The following is a 22,391-nucleotide window of genomic DNA, read 5'->3' as shown; positions in this document are numbered from 1 at the left end:
CTGCCCACAGCCTGACATCCGCAAGGTCCCCACCCATGACCACACCAACGACCGATCTGGTCAGCAGTCACGCCAAACACCGTTGCAGTACTAGGTCGCCAAGGCCACCAGAGCAACACCGACGTGATCCCCCCCCGAGTCAACGCCCAAACCCACACTCCGCACGGCCCGCTCTGCGAGACCCTGGTGCGAACCGGTGTTGCCACCGCCCCACCCGTGGTACGAAACACCCCACGATGATCACCGTAGGAGATTCGGCCTCGCTACCAAAGCCGTAGCCCGGCTGCGGGCCGTCGGCTACCGCATCGACTGCGACAAGGACTTTCACACCGCCCGGCGCCCCGCCTCACTGACTGCCGCTGGGCGCCCAGGTCGCGCAGCTCGCCGAGTGCATCCGCAAGGCCACCACCACTGACGAGGGGCCGAGGTCTTCACCGAGCTGACCGCCTCCCACGACGGCATGGACGAAACCGCCGACCCGCGTGTGGCCTGCGCTACCTCGCAGACCGGCACCTCGCACCCCGGCCGCAGCACCTACGTGGAAGAGATCCCCGCCACAGAGCGCGAACGCTCCAGCATGTGCGCCTGCCTGCCCCGCCACGTGCCGTACCGCCTCCGCCCACTGTCGTCGGGCTGCGCCACTGACGCGGTCCCATCTGACCAAGGAAGACATGCACGACCACGACTCCGGACGCCTTGTCTCGTTCGCCGATGTCCTCGCCGGTGAACTGCCCGATGCCTGGACCAGTAGCCATCACCCGGCCGAGGACAAGGACGACCTCGCCGAACTCACCGACCGTATCTGGGACATGGACCTCGTCGCCCAAGCCCTCATCAAGCACCCGCTCCAGCAAGCAGCGGTTCTCACCCGCCAGGACGGTGCGCAGCTCGTCGTCCTCGACCGGCCTGGACGGGACGGATTCCTCATCGCCGCCGTCGCCCCCAGCAACCTTCCCTCGGAGGCATTCCGGGGCCTGCGTGAACCAGATGGGATCGTCCTGACGGACGACCCGTTCCACAGCGCCGAGTTGGTCACCGGCGACCTACTGGCCCGTCTCGACACCGCTCTCGCCCAGGCCCACTGCAACGCCGCAGGCATCCGGCCGTCCCAGCCGGACCTCGTCGTCCTGACCTGGCAGCCGGACGGCAGCCTCGCCGCCGCCCCTGTCAGCGAGAAGGCCGCCGAAGTCCTGACCGCCAACGGGTTCATCCGCGACGACGACGGCATCTACCGCCTCAGCGGCGACGACACCACCGCCCAGGCACGCGCCGTACGGGCAATCGGTCCGCAGCTCGACGCTCGCGGCATCACGACCGCGCTTCAGTCTCCCTCGGGCCGGATCCCGCCCACTGCCACCCCGCCAGCGCCCACCCCGGCCCCGCTCACCACCAGGGCCTCGGCCGGGAGGGGACGGTGACGCAAAACATCAGCGGGCACGCCAGTCCGCTGTCCTATCCCCGGCGCGAGGCGCCCCAGTTCATGTAGATCGGCCACCGCCACTGACCTCGCCCCCTCGCTCGGGAGGACCATGCCCCACACCACCCCCTGCCCGGCCCGGCTCGCCGACGAGATCGCGCGCCAGCTCGCCCGGCTCACCGACCATCTCTCCCAACTCCCTGCGCATGAGGCCACCCAGGTCCTTGCACGGGTCCTCGAACCGCAGGACGGTGTCCTCGGCCGCGTCACCCACCTAGTGGCCACCGGCTCCCATTTCGCCAAGGACCAGGCCGAACGCGGCATCCTGCTGGCCGAGGTCTGGCTCGCCCTCGGCCGGGCCGCGAACGAGCTGCACGACATCGTGCTCGACCTCGACGAGCACACCGACACGCTCGCCGAACTGATCACCCGCCCTGCTCCCACTCCCGCACCGCCCCCGAACGCCGCACCACTCGTCGTCCGGCGCCGCCGGTGAAGAAAAAGCAGTGGCACGGCTGGAGTCCAGGCGAGCAGGCCGAGCAGCACTACCTGATCGAGCCCCGCGCCCTCGCCGGCGGCGGAGACATCCGCCACGTCTCCGAGTTCCTGCGCGCCTCTGGATGGCGGGACCGGTCAAAGCCCGGCGGGCCCCTGCTTATGGACAGCCCCGACCGCGGCATCCGCATCGGGTACGACCCCTTCGTCCAGCCCGGCGGATGGACCATCCACGGCAAGGCCACCACCCACCAGGAGGAATGGACAGCGATCCTGGGACGCCAAGCACCGGTCGAAATCGTCGCCGGGCTCACCGACGCGCTCACCCGTCCTCACTCCGCACACGCTCCCAACGTCTGGGCCCCGCTCCAGGAACAGCGCTGGCACATCCCACCCGGCGACGGCCACATCACTGCGGTGAGCCCCGACCGCTCGGCCTGGATGCAGTTCCACCAGGCCCCCGACGGCCACGCCATGTGGTGGTCCGGAGCCCAGGCTCACCAAGGCAACGGCTGGACAGCCCAGTTCACCGCCACCACCCCGATGCACCTAGTGCAGAGCTACGCCGCTGCCCTTGCCAGCCCCGAGCCCGTCATGCGCCCCCGCGGACGCGTCCCCCACAGCACCCGGATCCGCACCACCTCCGTCTCGGTCCTCCCCTCACAGCTCAGCGCCTGGCAGCAAGCCCGCATCACCGCCGCCCGCACTGCCGCCTGGGCCCGCCCCTCCTGGCAGGCCAACCAGCCCCCCACCACCGCGCGCCCCCGCGCCACCCAGCGCGGGGCCCGCGCCCACCGTTGATCCTTCCGCCCTCCCCCCAAGGAGCTCCATGCCCGCACCCACCCCCAGCAACATCCACGCCGCCGTCCAGACCCTGGCCCGGCTCACCGAGTACCTGCGCGAGAACCCCGAGCCCGCCGAGGCACTCGGCCTCATCGAGCCGCTGCTGGACGAGTACACCGGTGTCCCCGTCCAGCTCGCCGACGCCCTGCGCGCCCTGGCCCGAGCCGTGCAGGAGCACCCCGCCACGCCTCACACCGTCGAAACCGACCTCCTGATCCAGGAGCTGCGCACCGCCGCGTGGGAGCAGGCCGACCAGCACACCCTCCACTACGCCCTCGACGATCTGCGCGGCCTGTACCGGAAGGCACCCGAGACCCTGCCGGAGTGCGGCCCGTGCCCGTGAGCGAACGGCAGCTCGCCGCCTTCGCCGACACCCACGCCTGGCGCGTCCCGTTCGATACCAGTCCGCGCCACCTGGCTGGCCCCGGCGACGGCCGGCACGTCACCCACGGCCTGGCCGCGGCCGGATGGACGCGCACGTCCGATCCGTTGAGCCCGGAGATCGTACTGACGAGCCCGGACCACCGGCACAGCCTGCAGTTCGACCCGCAGTCCACCACCGCCGCTCGGTGGCGGCTGCGGGCCGAGCCCACCGACACCGAGCCCGGCTGGTACGCAGAGTTCGGCGAACTCGTTCCCGCCGAGGTCCTCAGCGCTGTCACCGATGCCCTCGTCACCCCCTCGGCCGCCGAGCCACGCGACCCCCTGGTCGCGGCGGACTCCGCAGGCTGGCTCATCGATGCGCGCGGTGCCGCAAGCTCGCCGGACGCCACGTGCCGCGTCGAACGGCGTCCCGAACGGAACGCCACCGTGTCCTGGCACGTGGAGGCGCACGAGCCCGGACACGGTTCCCGTTGCCTCCGACTCTGGCACGCCTGGTTCGATGCCCAGACGCCCACTCGCCTGGTGGAAGCCTTCGTCACCGCACTCGCCGACCCGGCCCCGCTCCAGCGCGGCATGTTCGACCGCACCGCCCATGGCGCCGTGCAGGAGCCGAGTCCCCTGTCCCCGCAGCACGTGGTCGACGCGCACACCGAGCGACTCCGTGCCCTTGGTGCCCGGATCCGTGCGGCCCGGCGACGCCCCCAGCCCGAGACGGTCAAGGTCCCCGCTCCGCCGCCATCTCCGTCTGCCTCCCTGTGGCGATGACCGCCGAACACGGGACTCCGAACATCACCACCCCACAAGGACCCGTCATTTCCACCACCTCCGACTCCCACCGCGCCACTCTGAAGCAGCTCTCCGTCTTCCTACGCGAGAGCACCTGCATCCTGGCCAACTGGGACTACTACTCCGAAGAGAACACCGATCTCGACGGCTGGCCGTTCGACGAACACGCCTACGGCCTCCGACAGCGCCGGCGCGACCGCGAGACCGCCGAAGCATTCGAGGCCATCCACCCCACCGCACGGCAACTCCTCGCCACCGCAGAAGAACAACTCGCCCCACTGCCCGCCCGTGCGGTCCAGTCCCGCTGGGCCTGGCAGCTCGGCGCCCTGCGCGACGCGCTCGACCGCCTGGACGTCCTGCACCAGGAGTGGCAGCAGACCTGCGCCGACCTCCCCCTCACCACTCGGCCCGGCACGCCGACGTACGAGGCCGCGCTCGCCGACCACTACGCCGAGGCATGGAGCTACCTCGACGACTGGGCCACTCATGGCCACGCCGTCATCGACATCAACACCACTGCCCGCACCCCCCGGTCACACCTGGCCCCGCCGCCGACCGCGAAGCCGGCGCCCGTGGCCGGCCGGACCACCCCGGTACGGAGGTAGTGGGGCCCCGCCTCCCGAGACCGTCGACCCGAACCGCATCACACGGGCCGAGGCCAACCTGCCTGTCGGCCTGATCGCCTTCGCCCTGGAGAACCACATCCGCACATTCGCTGCCCGCCGCAGCGCACCGTCGGCGGCCCCGAGCACCCCGCGGCGCCCACCGGCCCACCCGGGCAACACCCATTGACCCACGCCTCCCACCCTCGCCCGGAAGCACATCGCCCTTGCCCCCTTCCGCCAGCAAGCCCTCCGACGGCTACGACATCGCCTTCCGCCTCCTCCTGGGCATGGCCGCCATCGTCGTCCCCCTGTCCCACCTCGCCTGGCTGTCCGGCAACATCACCGCCTGGCTGGCCGGCCGGCCCTGGGCCTCATACGCGCCCACCACCGCTCTGCTCCACCCCGACCAGCTCTGGCCCCACGCCGGAAAAACATCTCTGCTCATCGGAGCCCGTCTCGTCCCCGCCGCCGTGCTGCTCGCGCTCGCCACCGCGGCCGTCATCCTGTGGTCGCGCCACAAGACCGGTGGAGAACGGAAGAAGAAGATCGCCGGCATGGCCAGGCCCCGGGACATCGAGCCCCTGCTGGCCAAGGCCATCACCGACAAGGCCCGCTCCCTGCGGCCGAGTCTGAAGACCGCCAAGCGCATCGACGCCAAGGACACAGGTGTTCTCCTCGGCAATCTGCAGGGCACGAAGCACGAGGTCCGCATGGGGTATGAGGACGTCGCCGTCGCGATCATGGCCCCGCGCTCCGGCAAGACCACGTCGTTGGCGACCCCCTCGATCCTCAACGCGCCCGGCCCGGTCCTGCTGACCTCGAACAAGGCGGCGGGCGACGCGTACACCGCGACCCTCGACGCCCGGGCCACGGCGGGGCGAGTGTGGTCGATGGACCCGCAGCAGATCGCCCACGCGTCCCGCGAGATGTGGTGGAACCCCCTCGCGGACGCCAAGACGCTGGACGGTGCCGGTCGCCTGGCCGGGCACTTCCTCGCCGCGAGCGTGGACGCCTCCCAGCAGGGTGACTTCTGGTCGAAGGCCGGGTCCAACATCCTGTCCCAGCTCTTCCTCGCCGCCGCGCTCGATGACCGGCCCATCACCGACGTCATGCAGTGGCTCGCCTTCCCCGCCGACCGCACCCCGCTGGACATCCTCCGCGACCACGACTTCACCGCCGTCGCCGCCCAGCTCAAGGGAACCGTCGAAGGCCCGCCCGAGACCCGCGACGGCATCTACGAGACCGCCCGCCAGTACGCCGCCGCCCTGCTGAACTCCGAGATCGCCGCCTGGGTCACCCCGCAGAAGAACGTCCCCGAGTTCCGCCCGTCGCAGTTCGTCACCTCCACCGACACGCTCTACCTGCTGAGCAAGGACGGCGGAGGCGGAGCGAGCGCGCTGATCGCCGCGTGCGCGGACTCCGTGATGCGGGCCGCGACCGCCCAGGCCGAGCGCGCCGGCGGACGCCTCGACCCGCCGATGCTCGCGATCCTCGACGAGGCCGCCAACGTCTGCAAGATCTCTGACCTGCCGGACCTGTACTCCCACCTCGGCAGCCGCGGCATCATCCCGATCACCATCCTGCAGTCCTATCGCCAGGGCCAGAAGGTCTGGGGGGACGCGGGCATGGACGCCATGTGGTCCGCCTCCACCGTGAAGGTCATCGGCTCCGGCATCGACGACCCGGATTTCGCCGACAAGCTGTCCCGGCTGATCGGCGACCACGACGTCGAGACCACCTCCACCTCCCATTCCGAGTCCGGCAAGTCCACCTCGGTGTCCATGCGGCAGGAGCGGATCCTGCCCGCCGACGCCATCCGCGCCCTGCCCAAGGGCACCGCCCTGTGCTTCGCCACCGGCATGCGCGCCGCCATGCTCGACCTGCGCCCCTGGTACCTGGAGCCCGGCGCCGACGAGCTGTCCGCCGCCTCCGCCCGCGCCTCGAAGGCCATCACCACCCGCGCCGTCACCAAGCACGCCCCTGCACAGGACGACCTCGGCCCTGCGACCTGATCACAGCATCTCGCCACTCCACCGGAGCCCCACCAACACCATGCGCCGAATTGACCTGCCCGTGCAGATCGGCCATCTCCGCAAGCTCGGCGCCGACTTCGCCGCCCTGCACACCACCGTCACCGCCCTGGACGCCCAACCGGGCAGCGAGATGCTGCAGCAGCTCGGTCCCAAAATCCTCGCCATCCACGAGCTCGTCGGCCGCGCCTTGGTCCGCCTGTCCGTGCTCGATGGCAGCCAGTACACGGCCGTGCCCGGCAGTCGTTCCTCCCTGGAGACGCTCAGTGAGGTCATCGCCTCCGGCTCTCTCGCCGCTTCGCAGCTGGCGAGAGCCGTGGCCGACAACCCGCTCGAAGCCGCCGCCTTCGCCGGAGGCCCACCGGTCGACGATGCTGCCGTGCACCAAGCCCGGCACGCCGAGGCCATGCCCCTCCTGGCCGAGAGCCTGACCACGGCCGCCCACCACCTCGACCTGTGCGCAACGTGCTGCCGGTACACGGCGGCCGGAATCGCCCGCGATCTGAAGGACCGCCCAGAACACCGCCCGTCACTGCCGCAGTTGACCAACGCTCAGTACACGGCACTCGGCAGGATCGCCCAAGGCGGCGCCCGCCGCTACGAGCGCCGAGGCGGAAGCAGGAGCGTCATGGCCGGCGACGGCGGCATCCACGCCACACCCTTCGCCGTGTTGGAGAAGCACCGTCTGATCCGGATCGACACACAGCACTCGGCCATCGCCGGCCAGGACGTCACGGTCACGGCCGCCGGGAAGCTGGTGCTGGACACCCAGCGGCCCGGACCGACGCCCTCAGCATCACCGGGCAAGGTACCCGCACCCAGCAAGCCGGGCGGGAGGCGCCGATGAGCAGCCTGCTCCCCGCCGAAGCGGGCGCTCTTGCCGCCAGCATCTCCCACGCACTCCATACGCATCGCTGAGCGCCGGCCCGCTCTCCCCACCACCTCACCCTCAGGACTTTCCATTTCCGCCACTCCGCAGTTCCGCGCCATATCGCTCGGCGCGGGAGTCCAGTCCAGCGTCATGCTCGCTCTTTCCGCCGAAGGCGTCCTTCCGAAAGTCGATTACGCCATCTTCGCCGACACAGGTTGGGAACCGGCTGCTGTATATGAGCACCTCGACCGCCTGGAGACAGAGATAGCCAGGCCCGCCGGAATCCCTGTGCTGCGCGTCTCCTCCGGAAACATTCGCGACGACGCCCTCGACCCGAATCACCGATTCGCCTCCATGCCTCTTTACATCCTGAACCAGGACGGGAAGCAGGGCATGACCAGGCGCCAGTGCACAGTTATCTGCACCTCTTCTCCTCGTTGATCGCGGTGTCGGTCATCGCGATCAAGGAGAGTGAAGTGGATCTACGTCACGAACTGATGGAGGGTCGGGCCCAGCTGCCCCACGCTGGTTCCGTGGTGGAAACCGGTGAGGCCCACCCTCCCTTCATCGTCATCGACGGTCTCGGACGCGAGGTAGAGCCGGTCACCGCGTACCTGCGCGACCTGGCGCTGAGCGACAGCAGTCCGCTGACTGCCCGTAGCTACGGGTTCGGGATGCTGCGCTGGTTCCGGCTGCTGTGGCTGCTCGATGTGGCCTGGGAACGGGCAACCGAGGCGGAGACCGCTGTCCTGACCGGCTGGCTGCGTACGGCCCCGAACCCGCAGCGTCGTCGGCGCAACCCTCAGTCGCCGCCTCCGGGAACGGTCAATCCGCGGACCGGGAAGCCGTACCTCGGCCCTGGGTACGCACCCACGACGATCAACCACGCCCTGTCTGTGGTGAGCGGCTTCTACGCGTTCCACGCGCACTACGGACGAGGTCCGGTGGCGAACCCGGTGCCCATCTCGCCACAGCGACGCCGGGCCTTGAGTCACCTGAGCCCGCTGGCGCCCAAGCCGGTGTTGGGCCGGGCCAGGCTGCGCCAGAAGGTGACCGGTCGGCCTCCGCGCTCCATCCCCGACCCGCTGTGGGACGAGCTGTTCGCCGCGATGGGCTGCGAGCGGGACCGAGCCCTGCTCGACTACTACGTCTCCAGCGGCGCCCGGGCGGAGGAGCTGCTCGGTGTCGGCACCGACGATATCCACTGGGCCAAGCCGGGCCTCTACGTCATCACCAAGGGCACCCGGGAACGCGAGCTCGTGCCGATCTCACCGGAGGCATGTGTCCGACTGGCCCGCTACCTGGACAGCACCGGCACCCCAGAGGCTGGCGAGCCCGTCTGGCGGACCCGGCACGGTGAAGACCGGCCTCTGACCTACTGGGCTATGCGTCGAGTGGTGCAGCGGGCCCAGCAGAACCTGCGCACGAACTGGACGCTTCACGACCTGCGCCACACCGCGGCCCACCGGATGGCCAACAGCGGCAAGCTCACGCTGCCCGAGGTCCAGGCGGTGCTGCGCCATGCGAACATCCAGACCACCAGCCGCTACCTGGCGGTGCGGGTCGAGGAGATCTTCGACGCCCTACTGGAACACTACAACCAGCCGCGCCCCCAGGTGAGTTACCCGACCGGCTACGCCGCCGACGACATCGCGGCGGTGTTCGGTGCCTAAGACCGCCGCGAGCCCCACCACCGGCGTCAGCCGCCGCCACGGCCCGATCGCCGAGGGCCTGGACTACCCCAGCCGCTTCGTCGGCGGCCCGATGACAGCCGAGCCGGCCACCGCCGCCATGCCACCCCGCCCGCTCGGCGACCTCTCCCGCAGCAGCTCGCGGTCGATCGCGAAGCTGGTCGTCGACACCTGGGACGGAGGTACGTCAACGCGACAGCAGCGCGGCCAGGCCGCCGGGCTCCTCCTGGACTACCTGGCCGGTTACCCCGGCCTGACCTGGCAGGAACGGTGGGACGCCAGCCCTGTCGGGCAAGGACTGGCCGACGTCAACGACCTGGAGTGCCGCCGCAGCCCCAGCGTCAAACTCACCACCGGCCTGCGAGCCCTGATCTGCCTGCGCGTCATCCAACCGTCCCTGGTGGCCTTCCGGCGCCACCACATGACCGGCTTCGCAGCCCACTTCATCTCCGCCCAGAGCGATCCGCTGCTGGACGAGTTCGCCAAGCAGGTCGAGGTGCACCAGCACACCTACGCGCACCGCACCGAGGCCCTGTTCGACCTGTGCGTTCTGCTCGCCGTTCAGGGGGTCGCGCTGAGCGACGTCACGGCTCCCGCGCTGCTGCACTTCGCGCAGGAGAACCGGCGGGCCTGGTCGGTGGTGGACCCCGGGAACAAGGCCGGGAACCGGCTCCGTGGCCAAGGCGTGTGGCACGTGCTCCACGCCACGGGCCACCTTCCACCGACCGTTCCGGCGACGATGCGCGCTGCTCTCATGCGGGGCCAGAAGAGCGTCGAGGAGCTCGTCGATCACTACCCGATCCGCAACCAGGCCGTTCGCGGGCTGTTGATCGACTACTTCACGCGGCGCCGCGCGGACACCGACTACGCCACCTTGAAGAACCTGGTCCTGCACCTGGCCCACCACTTCTGGGAGAAGATCGAACGCCTCAACCCCGACCAGGCTGACCTGCGGATCTCCCCGGAGATCTACACCGCCTGGCGGCAGATGATCGCCGTCAAGGACAACGGTGCTCCGCGCGCCGGAGCAGACAGCCTGGTCATCTCAGTCCGCAGCTTCTACTACGACCTGCACACCTGGGCCGCTCAGGAACCCGAGCGGTGGGCTACGTGGGTCGCTCCCTGCCCGGTCCCACCCTCCGACCTGCACGGGCTCGGCGCTCGCCGTCGACGGATCAACGAACGCAGCGCCGACCGCACGCGCCAGCGTCAGCCGCTGCTGCCGGTACTCGTCGAGCACGTCGAGTCCCGCTACGACCACTTCCGCCAGCTTCTGCAACTCGCCGAGGAAGCGGCCGAGGGAGAGTCGTTCACGTTCGCCGGCACCAGCTACACACGCGTGCTGAGCGAAACCGACCGCAAGCTCAGCCGTCACACAGCACCGATCCCGCCGCGTCTGCGCAACAACGACAGCGGCGAGATGGTCCACATCGCCGCCGAGGAGGAAACCACCTTCTGGGACTGGGCAGCGGTGGAGACGCTGCGGCACTCCGGCGTCCGCGTCGAGGAGCTGTGCGAGCTCACCCACCTGAGCATCCGCCAGTACCAGCGGCCCGGTGGCGAGGTCATCGCACTGCTGGTCATCGCACCTTCGAAGACCGACCGCGAACGCGTGATCCCGATGTCCGCCGAGCTCTTCCACGTGATCGCCTCGATCATCCGCCGACACGCTCGCACCGGCCGGCCGATCCCGCTCGTGACTCGCTACGACCCGCACGACAAGGTCTGGAGTCCGCCGATGCCGTTCCTGTTCCAGCGACAGAACGGCACGGTTCCCGCGGTCTTCAACGTCGGCACGATCCAGAAGATGATCGAGCGGCGCTGCCTCGCCCTCGCCGAAGTGCACCCCGGCTTCAAGGGACTGAAGTTCACCCCGCACGACTTCCGCCGGATCTTCATCACCGAACTCGTCAACAGCGGCCTGCCGATCCACATCGGCGCGGCCCTGCTCGGGCACCTGAATGTCCAGACCACTCGCGGCTACGTCGCGGTGTTCGACGAAGACGTCATCCGCCACTACCAGGAGCACCTGGAACACCGGCGCCAGATCCGTCCCACCGACAAATACCGGGACACCACCTCAGACGAGTGGACCGAGTTCGAGGAGCACTTCGACCGCCGCAAGGTCGAGCTCGGATCCTGCGGACGCCCCTACGGCACCCCTTGCCAGCACGAACACGCCTGCATCCGCTGCCCCATGCTCCACGTCAATCCCAAGATGCTCGCCCGGCTCTCCGAGCTCGAAGCCGACCTCCTGCAACGCAGGACGCAGGCCGAGACCGAAGGCTGGATCGGTGAGATCGAGGGCATCGACCTCACCCTCACCTTCCTCCGCGCGAAGCGCGACGAGACCCAACGCCGAGCCCAGCGACCAGCCGTCCACCTCGGCATCCCCGCACGCCGCCGTCCGCAGGAGTCCGAATGACGACCCCCAGACCGATGCCTCGAAGCAACGAGCTGTCACCGAAGGATGACGCTCACACCCCGTTCCTCGAAGATCTCCAGGAGCAGGTCGAACAGCACAAGCTCGCGCTCACCGGCGGGCACGCGCTCTGCCAACCGCGTCCGAGCCTCGGCCGAGGAGTCCCAGTGCAAGGTGAACGGAGTGGTCGCGCCCCAGCCGCCTCTCAGACAGTCGTCCAGAGCGTCCAGGTTCCAGCCGAAGTACCCACCGGGGCCGTTGATGGCCTCACCGATCGCGCAGTAGAAGGTGTCCCTGTCATTGATGTGTCGGCCGTCCAAGGTGAACACCTGACCTGCAGGCGCATCGGGCTTCCCCCGACGTTGGTACTCCCGGGACCACAGGGCCACCGACAGCCACGCGTGTCGGTCCTCGGGCGCGAGTTCGTGCCACATTTCGGTGTGGTTCAAGTGACCGCTGCGGATCAGCTCCCACAGTCGTTCCGCTCCGGGCAGGGCGTTCTCGCACCAGAGCGTCACCGTGAGGTCCACGAGGTCGGCGCCGCGGGCGGAGGGCTTGACGTCGATGACGGTGACCTCGTTGACAAAGTAGGACCCCATGGTGGCACCGTCACCGTCGAGGAGCTCGAACCAGGCGTTCCCCGCCACAGCACGACGACTGCCGACGTGGTCAACGCACCTCACTAGGCCGCCCTGCGGGAGGCAACCCGCAAGGTGCACTCGGCGCGCTCCTTCCTCCTCCGGCAGGGGCGTGAACAGCCCCTCGGCCTCGTGAGCGAAGCCCCAGAAATCGCTGTCGTCCTCATCCGAGGTCAGCGCGTACTTCTGTCCCTCGCCGCCCAGCCCCGATGTTCGCATCGCACCCCCATGAGAGCGCTGATCTTACCGACGTCGGGGATCTGCCCGGCGGCCGCCAGCGCCGTCACCACCCCTGACCCCATCCCATCCATCTCGGAGGCCCTTTGACGAGCCACATACCCGCCTTCACCCATGAGAGTGAAGTGCAGAGAAGCACTGGCGAGTACAAAATAAAGCCGATCAAGAAGAAGGTCCGCGAACTCCTCGGATACCCCCATCCGCAGCGCATCCCGAAGGATGTGTTCGTCGAGCAGTGGATCGGCATTTCGACGGACGAATTCCATCGCGCCAAGGACGCCGACGTCCGCTACATGAAGAACGTCCATCCGTTGATCGAGATGGGTTGGTCCCGTAGCGACTGCACCCGTTACCTGGCGTCGCTCGGCCTCGCGGACACACCGAAATCGTCGTGCCTGGGGTGCCCCTTCCACGGCAACGCGCAATGGCGCCACATCCGCGACACAAGCCCCGAAGAATGGCAGGACGTCGTCGAATTCGACGCCGCGATCCGAAAGGGCAACGCCCGCGCCAACGCCACCGGCAACAAGCTGCTCGGCCAGGCGTTCCTTCATCGCTCGCGCGTACCCCTCAGCGAGGCACCGATCGACCACGTCACCGCCGCCGAACGAGCAGCTCTCCAGGACGAGCTGACGGACGTGTACGAGCTGGAGCACGGCGTGGCCGACGGGTGCTCGCCCTGGGCGTGCCGGGGTGATGCGGACGCGCCGGCACAGGACGACTTCGGGCTGACCTCTTGATCCTCGACCTCTTCGCCGGACCGGGCGGCTGGAGCCACGCCCTGACCGTGCTGGGTGCTCGGGACGTCGGCCTGGAGTGGGACAAGTGGGCCTGCAAGACCCGTACTGTCGCAGGCCAGTTGACCATCCGGACGGACGTGGCCCTGTACCCGACGTGGCCGTGGGTCGGCCGAACGTGGGGGCTGATCGCGAGCCCGCCGTGCCAGGCATGGTCGATGGCCGGCAAGCGTCTGGGTCTGGTGGACCAGCCGCTGGTGCACCAGGCTGTCGCGGACCTGGCCGCCGGGCGGGACACCCGCGAGAAGCTACTGGCGGCCTGCCGGGACGAACGCAGCATGCTGGCCGCCGAACCGATGCGCTACCTCCACGCCCTGAATACGGTCGGCGAACCCGAGTGGGTCGCCATGGAGGAGGTCCCCGACGTCCTGCCCTTGTGGCGGCAGTACGCGGCCGTCCTGCGCCGTTGGGGCTTCTCCGTCTGGACGGGCATCCTCAACGCCGCCGACTACGGCGTCCCCCAGACGAGACGGCGAGCAATCCTCCTCGCCTCCCGTATCCGTACAGCCCAACCGCCCGTGCCCACCCACGCCCACGTCGCCGAGCCCGAGTCGCTGTTCGGTCCGGGCCTCGCCCGGTGGGTCAGCATGGCCGAGGCCCTCGGCTGGGGCGCCACCGACCGGCCCGTCCCCACCGTGTGCGCCGGCGGCGGACCGGGCGGAGGCCCCGAGCCCTTCCCCTCCGGCTCACGCCAAGCCCTTGCCACCGCCCGGGAGCGAGGTCTGTGGCGCCCACAGAGGGTTCCCACGGAGGTGGTGCTCGAACCCCAGATCCGCGGGGCGGGCTGGACCACGCGGCACGGCACCCGTTCGGCCACCCCCGCAGGGAGCCCTGCGCCCACCTTCACCGGCAAGGCCACCCGTTGGAAGTGGGCGCTGCGCAGCAACAGCCAGGCCAACGCCACCGTCCGGCCGCTGGACGAGCCCGCCGGGACCCTGTTCTTCGGGCACCGCGCGAACGAGTGCACCTGGGTCGCCGAGCCCGTCAGCACCCCGTCTGACGACGAGTCCCAGGCCGCCCCGGAGCCGATCCGGATCACCGCCCAGGAGGCCGGCATCCTGCAGACCTTCCCCGCCGACTACCCCTGGCAAGGAAACAAGGGCCAGCAGTTCTCCCAGATCGGCAATGCCGTCCCCCCGCTGCTCGCCGCCCACCTCCTCGCCCCGCACCTCCGAGTACCCGTCAACCCGGACGACTTCACCCTCGCTGCCTGATGCTCCCCGACCACGCCCCCGACGAGGACGGCGGCCTCGACACGCCGCCTCCGCCGCAGCCGGTGCACTACGCCGAGCAGGCCCTTCTCGGCGCCCTCCTCCTGGAACCCCGCCGCCTCGCCGACATCACCGGAGTCGGACCCGACTCCTTCTCCCACCACGCCCACGGCGCCCTGTTCGCCGCGATCCGCTCCCTGCCGGCCCCCGACCCCGGCCGGCACGCCAAGGACGCCGGTTGGCTGTCCGCGGTCCTGACCACCGCCCGCGAGCAGGCCCGCGGACTGACCGCCTCCTACCTGCACACGCTGGTCCAGATCTGCCCATGGCCCAAGCACGCGCCCGCCTACGCGCGGATGGTCGAGGCCGACCACGCCCGCCGTACCCTGCGCTTGCACGCCCACCGCCTCATACAGACCGCGACAGACCCCACGCTTCCCCGGCCCGTCTCCGCGACCCTCGCCGAAGCCGACGCCCTCGCCCGCTGCGCCGACGACCTCGCGGCCCGCTTCCCCGCGCACCCCGGTTCCCTGCCCCGCACACCGATGCCACCGCCCAGCGACACACTCGGCGGTCACGACGAGGAAGCGCTCGACGAGGAGCGGTCGCTGCTGGCAACTGCGACCGCACACCCCGCGGAGGCCGAGCAGATGCGCTGGCTGACCGCCCAGGACCTCACCCATCCGCTCCACGTCGGCCTGTGGCAGTGCCTGACCGCCCTGACCCGGAGCGGAGCTCCCGTCGACCCCGTCACCGTCCTGTGGGAGGCCCAGCACAAGGACCTGCTCACCGCGGAGATCACCCCCCGGAACCTGCTCGACCTCCTCGACACGCCACCCGGCGGCTCGCCCCATTACTGGGGCGAACGCGTCCTGAAGCGCGCCGTCCTCACGACCGCACATCGCATAGGCACACGCATCACAGCGTTCACCGACGATCCAGCGACCACCCCGTACCAGCTACTCATCGGCAGCCGCCGTGCCCTGGCAGACCTCACCTCGCTGCGCACCCGCTGGGAACGGGCCAACCACCCCACACCACCAACCGGTCCCGCCCACTCCCGAACCTCACCCCCGCCCCGGGCGGGCCCACCCCCGGTAACGACTCCGCCCTCCCCTCGCATCTCCCGCTGACCTCTACCCGCCCAGGGCCAAGACCCCATGGCCCGACCCCAGGCCGAATCGAGCAACCCACCTTGACAACACCGTCCATCGACACACACGTCCGCCTCGACACCCACCCCTCCCATCGCAGCGCCGTCGTCGCCACCATCTCCGGAACCGCACGACACATCCCCCACGCTCACCTGAGCGTCCGCGGCTTCGAGAGCGTGGACGAGCGCACACTGGTCATGGCCCGCATCGACCACGAGGAGCCCTACTGGGCAGAACGGGCCGCCCAGGCACTCACCGCCGAAGGCATCAGCGCCGAGATCACGCCCAGCCTGTGCGAAGCCATTGACGAGGAGTGGACCTGGGCCGACTACCCCATGCCCTGGTGCACCCGCCAGGAGATCCGTGAGATCTCCGACGAAGCCCAGAAGATCTACGACGACATCCGTTACGGCCGTCTCGTCATCCACGCCCACGCCGACGACAGTGGGACCGTGGTCGCCGTCGGCTCCTACCGCGACGGCAGCAGCGTCGCCCTCCACGGCGAGAATCACCTGCGCACGATCACCGAGACCTTCGACTCACCGGCCAAGGCCCTCGCCGCCTTCGAACGCCTCCACGGCGACACCATGCGCCCCGGGCCCGCGCCCATGACCGCCGTCGAGCGCCAGGCCGCCGAAGCCCGCAGCACGCTGCACTTGCCAAGCCCACTGGAACCCGATCCCGCCACCCAGCGGACCGAGATGGTTCCCGCCTACGCCGCCGACCCGGCGGACCACGATGCCGCCCTCGACGAGTTCGTCACAGAACACGACGAATGGGAGAAATGGCGCACCTGGTCGGACGACACCACCCACCTCATCCACGAGTCACAGACCTTGCGGGCCGAACTCGTCCACGAAACGAATCCCCGCGAGACCGCCTGGACCTTCGCCGCCTACGAGACACCCGTCTCCGACCGCATGTGGCACCTCACCCTGACCGGCACCACCCCCGCCCCTCTGCTGAAGACCCTCCTGAGCAGACTCGCGGAAGGCGACGCCTGGGAAACAGCCATCGGCAGCCCCACCACCGAGAAGACCGTCACCGAAGCCACCCGCCCCCTCACCGACGCCGGCTGGAAGCACACCATCGAGGGCCGATGGATCCGCTGGGAGACCACCCCGGGCGACGCCGGCGTCCAGTTCGACGCCTTCGCCGCCCAGAACCCCAGCGCCCTGCCCACCTGGACCCTCTGGGCCGGCCCCAGCATCGACCGCCCCACCTGGGCCCTCCACGCCTCGCCCTACACACCCGCCCCGCTCCTGGCCAGCCTCACCGAGGACCTCGCCCACGGCACCGGCACCCGCACGAAGTCGGCAGCGACCCGCAGGTCTACACAGTTCAGCACCACTCCACCCGGCCTCCCGCGCGTCACCAACCCACACGCCGCCAGCCGGAGCCTGTGACGACCCAACTGAACCACGCAGATGGACCACTGCAGGTCCGGAACACCCCCGCGTCGGCGGGGAGGACATGATCTGCGCGGCCTGGTCCAGCTCACGCACCGGAACACCCCCGCGTCGGTGGGGAGTACTCCGCGCCGCACCGTATCCGGCTGTGTTTCGGCGGAACACCCCCGCGTCGGCGGGGAGGACCCGTTGTACTACCTGCGGAGCCACTTTCGCCGCGGAACACCCCCGCGTCGGCGGGGAGGACTTCACGACCGGGTCCGTGCCCCTCACGCTCTTCGGAACACCCCCGCGTCGGCGGGGAGGACCATACCGGCTCCGAGTACGGCGTGGGCGCCGCCGGAACACCCCGCGTCGGCGGGGAGGACAGCACGTCCATGACCTGCCCGGCCTGCCCGGCCCGGAACACCCCGCGTCGGCGGGGAGGACGCGATGAGGAGAGCAGGCTCTCTACCGAAGATCCGGAACACCCCGCGTCGGCGGCCAGGCCGCCGCCGACGTTCTCTCGCGGCCCAAGGCGGCACCGGCGCCCGCGGCCAGCTCACTGGGTATCGACATGCAGCGACCCTACGGCCAGGGTCTGACAAGTCCTCCCGACGCGGCAGACAGTGAAGCACGGAACGTTGAAACCGCTCGGTGTGGTGTCTCGCATGGCCTCCTGACCAGGGCCGACTGGGGCCGGTGAAGTCCCGTCCGTGCCGATGGCCCTGCAGTTGGCGGTGCCGAGGTCGTTGCGCAAGACGTACTCTTCCTATCTCTCCGTCAGCCAAGTTCCAAGGGCTTACCGAAGCTGGCCCAGGTGCGCAGTGTCGTGCTGTCAACCAGAGTGATGCCGTACCTTGCTGCTGCCGCCTCCACGTCCCGTGAGAAGCATGTGGTCGTCACCATGAGCGGATACGTGACCCGGCGGTCCGCCCAGGCCGCCCCGGCCCGCCGACGCGCAACACCACACAGGCCCGCCCCGATCCCCCGGCCGCACACCGCAACCGCCCGTCGCGTCCGTTCCGGGGATCAGGCGCAGGCCGCCAACTCGCCTGTTTTTGGGGGTATACCCGCGATACTGATGCCTGGACCGACGCCGCTTCCGGAGGCATCGGCCTGTAGCTCCGGGAAGAGCATCGTGACCACCGCCTACGACCCCGCCGTCCTGACGGCCAGCCTCCTGTGCCTCGCCCAGACGGAGGCGAGCCGGTGAGCGCCGTGATCCTCGCCGAGACCGAACGCATGGAGGGCGAAGCCCGCATGCTGTACGCCAGCCTGTACGACGGCCCGCCCGTGGGCACCCGCGACGAGCACCAGTGGCGGTACGACACACTCGACCGCATCGAGGAGCTGCGGGAGCACGCCGCCAGCATCAAGGCTCGGATCAAGTCCAGCTTCGAGCACATCCGGAACTACTACGGCCTCGACCTGCGCGTCGGCCTGGCGGTCAAGCACGCGGACCGGCCGGGCCGGATCGTGAGTCTTTCCGGTCAGTACGTCGAAGTGCTGCTGGAGAGCGACGAGGAGTCGATGCCGTGCCACGCCACCTCGGAGATGGGGTACCCGCCTGGTGCGCGCGTCGGCCCCGGGCCTGACGAGCGGTTCACCCACCTCGTGGAGACCGCGGAGTTGAGAGCGTCGTGAACACCATGCCGAAGTGGCTGGAGACGCTAATCGGCTTCTATCTCCTGAGCCTGATCGTCATGGAGTGGACGTGTCTCGCCGTGATGCCCACCCCCACGGTGCGGGACTGGCTGTACATCGCTCTCGTGATGGCCCCAGTGACGGCGACCCCCTTGGCCCTGCTGCTGTGGGCGGTCTGCGCCGCGCTCGCGCCCAAGGACCGCGGGCGCTGAGCCGGGCCGCCGCCAGCAGACAGACCGAAAGCGACTGGCAGTTCTCTAAACTGCCGGTCCCAGGACAGAGAGGACGACCTGTCAAATGGCAGCGCCGGACGATACGACATCCCGCTCTCCGAGTAGCGATCCTCAACCTTCCGGCCCTCCGCCAGAAGGCAGCGATGAGGAAAGGACCCTGCGCCAGCGCATAGCTGACCGATGGAACAGCCTCGGACCCGTTGGCAAAGCGGGTGTCGTGGTCGGCGGCGTGGCCGCCGCGGCGGTCGCCGGCTTCCTCTTCCTCTCCAACACTCGCGCCACTGCGGCCGCCGAGGTCGAGGATGAGGAGGAGGACACCGACCGAGTCGTCCGCTCGTGGACCAACCATGCTGGCGGCTACTTCGTGTGCAGCCACCTGGGGTGCCAGAAAAAGGTGGACCCGACCGTCTTCGGTCATGACTGCTGCGGCCGCTGCCGGGCCGGCCGGGACTGCCTAGGAGTCGCGCACGACGATTACGACGGCCCCGGCGGCTTCGCTCACACCTACTTCGAAGGGCTCATGCGCCCCGGCGTCTGCGTTATCTGCGGCGAACCGCCCGAAGCACACCAGTGGGTGTTCGACCGCCTCCGCGGCGACCGCCGCCCTGCCAGCTGGTGCGACCGCTGCCGGGAAGACCACCCCAAGGGGCAGCACGTCGAGCCGGACGCCTCGTAGCACCGCCGGTCGGGCCAGTGGTGCCTCTGGACCGGTCTACCGCAGGGTCCAGCGCCACGGCGGCCCCGCACTCCTTGCACGGCACCGCCCCGGCCGTCGACCGCAGCACCTCCAGCGCCTCGAGCACGTCAATCTCCGGAATCGCGGCCGGCGCCTCGGAACAGTCCCAGACATGCACGACGACCGAGCCGGGCCGTCCCCTTGTGGCCATGTCCGCTGCACCTTCCACCTCCACCGGTCGTCGTCCAGGGCCTCCGAGCCGAGCGGCAGAGGAGTGGTGGGGACCTGGTTGTACGAGACCCCGTCGACCGGCTGAGCCTGATCCGCCGTCAGCCAGACGCGGACCTCACGCAGCTCGACTCTTTCGATGGGTACTGGTGAAGAGGCAGTGTTCCACCCCTGCGCTATTCCTCGCTCTGGTGGCCAGCGAAGTAGGAGGTCCGCCCAGCTGTCGCGACGGTGACCGCGCCCCTCCACCCCTCGGTCCTGTCCAGGCGGAACCAAACCAGGCTGGCATCTGCCGCACGAACACGCCCACTTCCGGCAGGTTGGCTGCACGTGGCCCTCGCGGACGGTGTCGATCAGGCCAGGGAAGCCGACCTCGCGGCGAGCCTGCACCAACTGCGCGGACAGGCGCCGGTATATCGGCGCCGTGTGCGACAGCACGCCCCTTTCTTCGGTCTCACGTCGAGCCCTACGCTCGTGAGGCGGATTCCACATACGGGAGCCAAGCATCAGTACCACCGGGGGGAATTCTTGGACGTGCCAATGCTGATCCTTCTGGGAGCGGCGGGAGGTGCACTGCGCGGGCTCCTTGACGCCTACAACCGGTGCCTGGACTGGCAGTCGGACCGCCGTGCCCATCGGGGGTTACCCGCCGGGCAGGAGAGCGGAGCACCCCGGTTCCAGGAGTACTTCGACCCCGTCGCCGACCCAGTTGCAGTCGTTGTGCACAGCGCGATGGGCGCCGGGGCCGCAGTGCTTTTCGGCACCACGGGCCAGATCAGCGGTGCATACGCGGCCGTCGTCGTCGGCATCTCGGCCCCGGTGATCCTGACTCAGCTCGGCCGTGTCCAGTCGGTGAGCGATGCAGTCACCGGCGCGCCGCAGACAGCGATAGGCGCAGAGGCAGGTACGACCGAAGTTTCCCCGCAACCCGTATCGCCTGCTCAGCGGCCGACACCGGCAAGCCCCGGAGCCCGAGATTCACAGCCGGCCACAGCCAGCGCGACCCAGACCCCCCCCGATAGCGCCCTCAGCCTCCGCGGCCGGCAACGAGGGCCGCTCCGACGCGCTGCCCACCAACCTTCAGCCGGACATCACAGCCGCCGAACCGCAGTCGAATGGTCAACTCGAGAACCCCGTAGGCGGGCAAGGCAGTGGGCTCGGCAGCCACGAGATGCCCCAGCTTCCGCACGGACCAGCCATCGGCGGGGAAGGTACGACACGATGAAGCGGCCCTCCGTGAGCCGACGTATCGCTGCAGCTGTCTTGGGCACCGGTAATTCGGGCAACTGGCTTTCAGCCGTCGCACGACAGCGCCGGCTTCCCCTCGGACGCCGTCTGCTGACCTCACTGCTGGGCATCCAATCGCACCCGGCAGCATCCCACGCCTCCGCGCGGAGCACGGCTGGCGGAAAAACAGAAACACCGCACGGCGACGCACCGGGCTGGCCTCCCCTGAAGCCTTCCAACCTGCTATCCGAGCCGGGTAGTCCTGCTACGTCTCCTCCCGCTCCAGTTCCGGATGTTCCTCGCCCTCGTGAGACTCCCCAGGCCGATCCACTCCGTGGCCACATGCTGGGGCAGAGGCTTGTTGACGTAGCGGCTCGCTGGAAGACCATGTCTCCACAGGAGCGGCTCCGGCGCCGTGACGACCTTTTGACGATCTCAGATTTCCTGGAGAACGCCGCCGCAGCCCTCGACCTCGCCCGCGACCGCGCCCCCGCCCATGACCGCGCCAACGACCTCGCCCTCGGCCTTGACCGCGCTCTCGGCCTCGTCCGCGACCGGGTCCACGCCGTCGGAAGCGTCCCCCACCTCATCCTTGACCTCGAACGCCTCCGCGACCGTGCCCGCAACCTCGAACGCGCCCTTGCCCATGACCCCGTCCGTGCCCTCGACCTTGTCCGCGACGTTGTCCGCGACCTCGAACGCGTCCGCGGGAACGTCGGATACCTCGAACGCTACCGCTACCTCGACCGCGACCTCGAACGCGCTCTCGGCCTCGACTTCAGTCTCGACCTCGCTCGTGGCCTCGCCCTTGACCTCGACGCCGCCCACCCACCTTCCCTCGACCGCATCCTCCATGACGACTACCTCGCCGTCAGACTCGTCAGTGACCTCACCGTCGACCTCGACATCGCCTGTGCACGCGCCCTCGCCGGTGGCCTCGACGTCCATCGTGCCCGCCTCGTCAATAGTGCCCTCAACGTCGCTCACAAGCTCGCCTTCGCACTCGAGCGCCACCCTGTCCTCGCGGCTCTCGCGCTCTCCCTCGCCCCCGACCTCGGCCGCAACCTCGTCGAAGCTCACGACAACCTGACTGACGCGGCAAATAGCTTCGTTGGCTCCGACCTCACCACCGTGGACCCTGGTGAGGTCAACCTCGCAGGGATCCGTTGGGACAGCGACACACGGTGGCCCAGTCGCGAGTGGGCAGATCGCATCCACAGAGCATCCGTGGAAGACCCTCTTGGATCCGGGGTCTTCATCGTCCGTCCTGAAGACGGCTACAACTTCACCGATCGCGGTTCCCCGGCACCAATCTAAGAGCTCGTAACACGATCTTGTTGAAGTGGCCTGGTAGGCCGTGACCGATGTGAGGATTCGGCCGTTCGGGAGGGTGTGAGTACCCGGCCGTGGA

Annotated in this window: 19 protein-coding genes and 2 pseudogenes; 18 read left to right on the top strand and 3 right to left on the bottom strand. The window is 69.5% G+C overall.

The features are described from left to right. The first annotated feature begins 671 nt into the window (after positions 1-671). From ACWEQO_RS33755 to ACWEQO_RS33705, 11 genes and pseudogenes are all read left to right on the top strand, one after another. A complete protein-coding gene (locus tag ACWEQO_RS33755) occupies positions 672-1,418 on the top strand; it encodes a hypothetical protein (protein WP_452986364.1) in 747 nt (248 codons plus the stop codon). A gap of 111 nt (positions 1,419-1,529) precedes the next feature. Continuing rightward, positions 1,530-1,913, top strand: a complete 384-nt coding sequence (locus ACWEQO_RS33750; protein ID WP_452986363.1) for a hypothetical protein — start codon at positions 1,530-1,532, stop codon at positions 1,911-1,913. Beyond that, a complete protein-coding gene (locus ACWEQO_RS33745; protein ID WP_452986362.1) occupies positions 1,910-2,713 on the top strand; it encodes a DUF317 domain-containing protein in 804 nt (267 codons plus the stop codon). Before ACWEQO_RS33750 ends, ACWEQO_RS33745 begins: the two co-directional genes overlap by 4 nt. 28 nt (positions 2,714-2,741) lie before the next feature. Continuing rightward, the gene (locus tag ACWEQO_RS33740; RefSeq protein ID WP_452986361.1) at positions 2,742-3,098 is read left to right on the top strand and encodes a hypothetical protein; all 357 of its coding nucleotides are present in this window, start codon (positions 2,742-2,744) and stop codon (positions 3,096-3,098) included. Beyond that, on the top strand, positions 3,089-3,904 hold the full coding sequence (locus ACWEQO_RS33735; RefSeq protein ID WP_452986360.1) for a DUF317 domain-containing protein: 816 nt from the start codon (positions 3,089-3,091) through the stop codon (positions 3,902-3,904). Before ACWEQO_RS33740 ends, ACWEQO_RS33735 begins: the two co-directional genes overlap by 10 nt. Next, the gene (locus ACWEQO_RS33730) at positions 3,901-4,530 is read left to right on the top strand and encodes a hypothetical protein (RefSeq protein ID WP_452986359.1); all 630 of its coding nucleotides are present in this window, start codon (positions 3,901-3,903) and stop codon (positions 4,528-4,530) included. Before ACWEQO_RS33735 ends, ACWEQO_RS33730 begins: the two co-directional genes overlap by 4 nt. Before the next feature lie 224 nt (positions 4,531-4,754). Beyond that, positions 4,755-6,542 (top strand): type IV secretory system conjugative DNA transfer family protein, encoded by a 1,788-nt coding sequence (locus ACWEQO_RS33725; RefSeq protein ID WP_452986358.1) that lies wholly within the window; start codon positions 4,755-4,757, stop codon positions 6,540-6,542. 40 nt (positions 6,543-6,582) lie between these two features. Continuing rightward, the gene (locus ACWEQO_RS33720) at positions 6,583-7,407 is read left to right on the top strand and encodes a hypothetical protein (RefSeq protein WP_452986357.1); all 825 of its coding nucleotides are present in this window, start codon (positions 6,583-6,585) and stop codon (positions 7,405-7,407) included. Positions 7,408-7,581: 174 nt separating this feature from the next. Beyond that, a pseudogene (locus tag ACWEQO_RS33715) lies at positions 7,582-7,845 on the top strand (hypothetical protein); the annotation flags it as partial. A gap of 62 nt (positions 7,846-7,907) precedes the next feature. Continuing rightward, positions 7,908-9,104 (top strand): tyrosine-type recombinase/integrase, encoded by a 1,197-nt coding sequence (locus ACWEQO_RS33710; RefSeq protein WP_452986365.1) that lies wholly within the window; start codon positions 7,908-7,910, stop codon positions 9,102-9,104. After that, positions 9,097-11,547 (top strand): tyrosine-type recombinase/integrase, encoded by a 2,451-nt coding sequence (locus tag ACWEQO_RS33705; protein WP_452986356.1) that lies wholly within the window; start codon positions 9,097-9,099, stop codon positions 11,545-11,547. The genes ACWEQO_RS33710 and ACWEQO_RS33705 overlap by 8 nt, the downstream gene beginning before the upstream one ends. A gap of 35 nt (positions 11,548-11,582) precedes the next feature. On the opposite strand, the gene ACWEQO_RS33700 is transcribed toward ACWEQO_RS33705, so the two are convergent. Further along, positions 11,583-12,143 carry a barstar family protein gene (locus tag ACWEQO_RS33700; protein WP_452986355.1) on the bottom strand — a complete coding sequence of 187 codons (561 nt, stop codon included), beginning with the start codon at positions 12,141-12,143 and terminating at the stop codon, positions 11,583-11,585. 401 nt (positions 12,144-12,544) lie between these two features. Here ACWEQO_RS33700 and ACWEQO_RS33695 point away from each other — a divergent pair, with 401 nt between their 5' ends. From ACWEQO_RS33695 to ACWEQO_RS33665, 7 genes are all read left to right on the top strand, one after another. Further along, on the top strand, positions 12,545-13,159 hold the full coding sequence (locus tag ACWEQO_RS33695) for a hypothetical protein (protein ID WP_452986354.1): 615 nt from the start codon (positions 12,545-12,547) through the stop codon (positions 13,157-13,159). After that, on the top strand, positions 13,156-14,430 hold the full coding sequence (locus tag ACWEQO_RS33690) for a DNA cytosine methyltransferase (protein WP_452986353.1): 1,275 nt from the start codon (positions 13,156-13,158) through the stop codon (positions 14,428-14,430). The genes ACWEQO_RS33695 and ACWEQO_RS33690 overlap by 4 nt, the downstream gene beginning before the upstream one ends. After that, positions 14,430-15,560, top strand: a complete 1,131-nt coding sequence (locus ACWEQO_RS33685; RefSeq protein WP_452986352.1) for a DnaB-like helicase N-terminal domain-containing protein — start codon at positions 14,430-14,432, stop codon at positions 15,558-15,560. The genes ACWEQO_RS33690 and ACWEQO_RS33685 overlap by 1 nt, the downstream gene beginning before the upstream one ends. A 62-nt stretch (positions 15,561-15,622) precedes the next feature. Next, entirely contained in the window at positions 15,623-16,987 is a 1,365-nt protein-coding gene (locus ACWEQO_RS33680; RefSeq protein WP_452986351.1) for a DUF317 domain-containing protein, read from the top strand. 1,194 nt (positions 16,988-18,181) lie between these two features. Continuing rightward, on the top strand, positions 18,182-18,616 hold the full coding sequence (locus tag ACWEQO_RS33675; protein ID WP_452986350.1) for a hypothetical protein: 435 nt from the start codon (positions 18,182-18,184) through the stop codon (positions 18,614-18,616). After that, the gene (locus tag ACWEQO_RS33670; RefSeq protein WP_109542258.1) at positions 18,613-18,828 is read left to right on the top strand and encodes a hypothetical protein; all 216 of its coding nucleotides are present in this window, start codon (positions 18,613-18,615) and stop codon (positions 18,826-18,828) included. The genes ACWEQO_RS33675 and ACWEQO_RS33670 overlap by 4 nt, the downstream gene beginning before the upstream one ends. A gap of 250 nt (positions 18,829-19,078) precedes the next feature. Next, entirely contained in the window at positions 19,079-19,525 is a 447-nt protein-coding gene (locus tag ACWEQO_RS33665) for a hypothetical protein (protein WP_452986366.1), read from the top strand. Between the two features lie 109 nt (positions 19,526-19,634). Here ACWEQO_RS33665 and ACWEQO_RS33660 read toward each other — a convergent pair. Both ACWEQO_RS33660 and ACWEQO_RS33655 read right to left on the bottom strand, forming a co-directional pair. Further along, positions 19,635-19,736: pseudogene (locus ACWEQO_RS33660) on the bottom strand (hypothetical protein); the annotation flags it as partial. 1,679 nt (positions 19,737-21,415) lie between these two features. Beyond that, a complete protein-coding gene (locus tag ACWEQO_RS33655) occupies positions 21,416-22,060 on the bottom strand; it encodes a hypothetical protein (RefSeq protein ID WP_452986349.1) in 645 nt (214 codons plus the stop codon). Positions 22,061-22,391 lie beyond the last annotated feature (331 nt).

Source organism: Streptomyces sp. NPDC004051 (assembly GCF_053604275.1).
The sequence above is the reverse complement of the archived record's forward strand: the minus strand, read 5'-3'. Positions and strand labels throughout refer to the sequence as shown.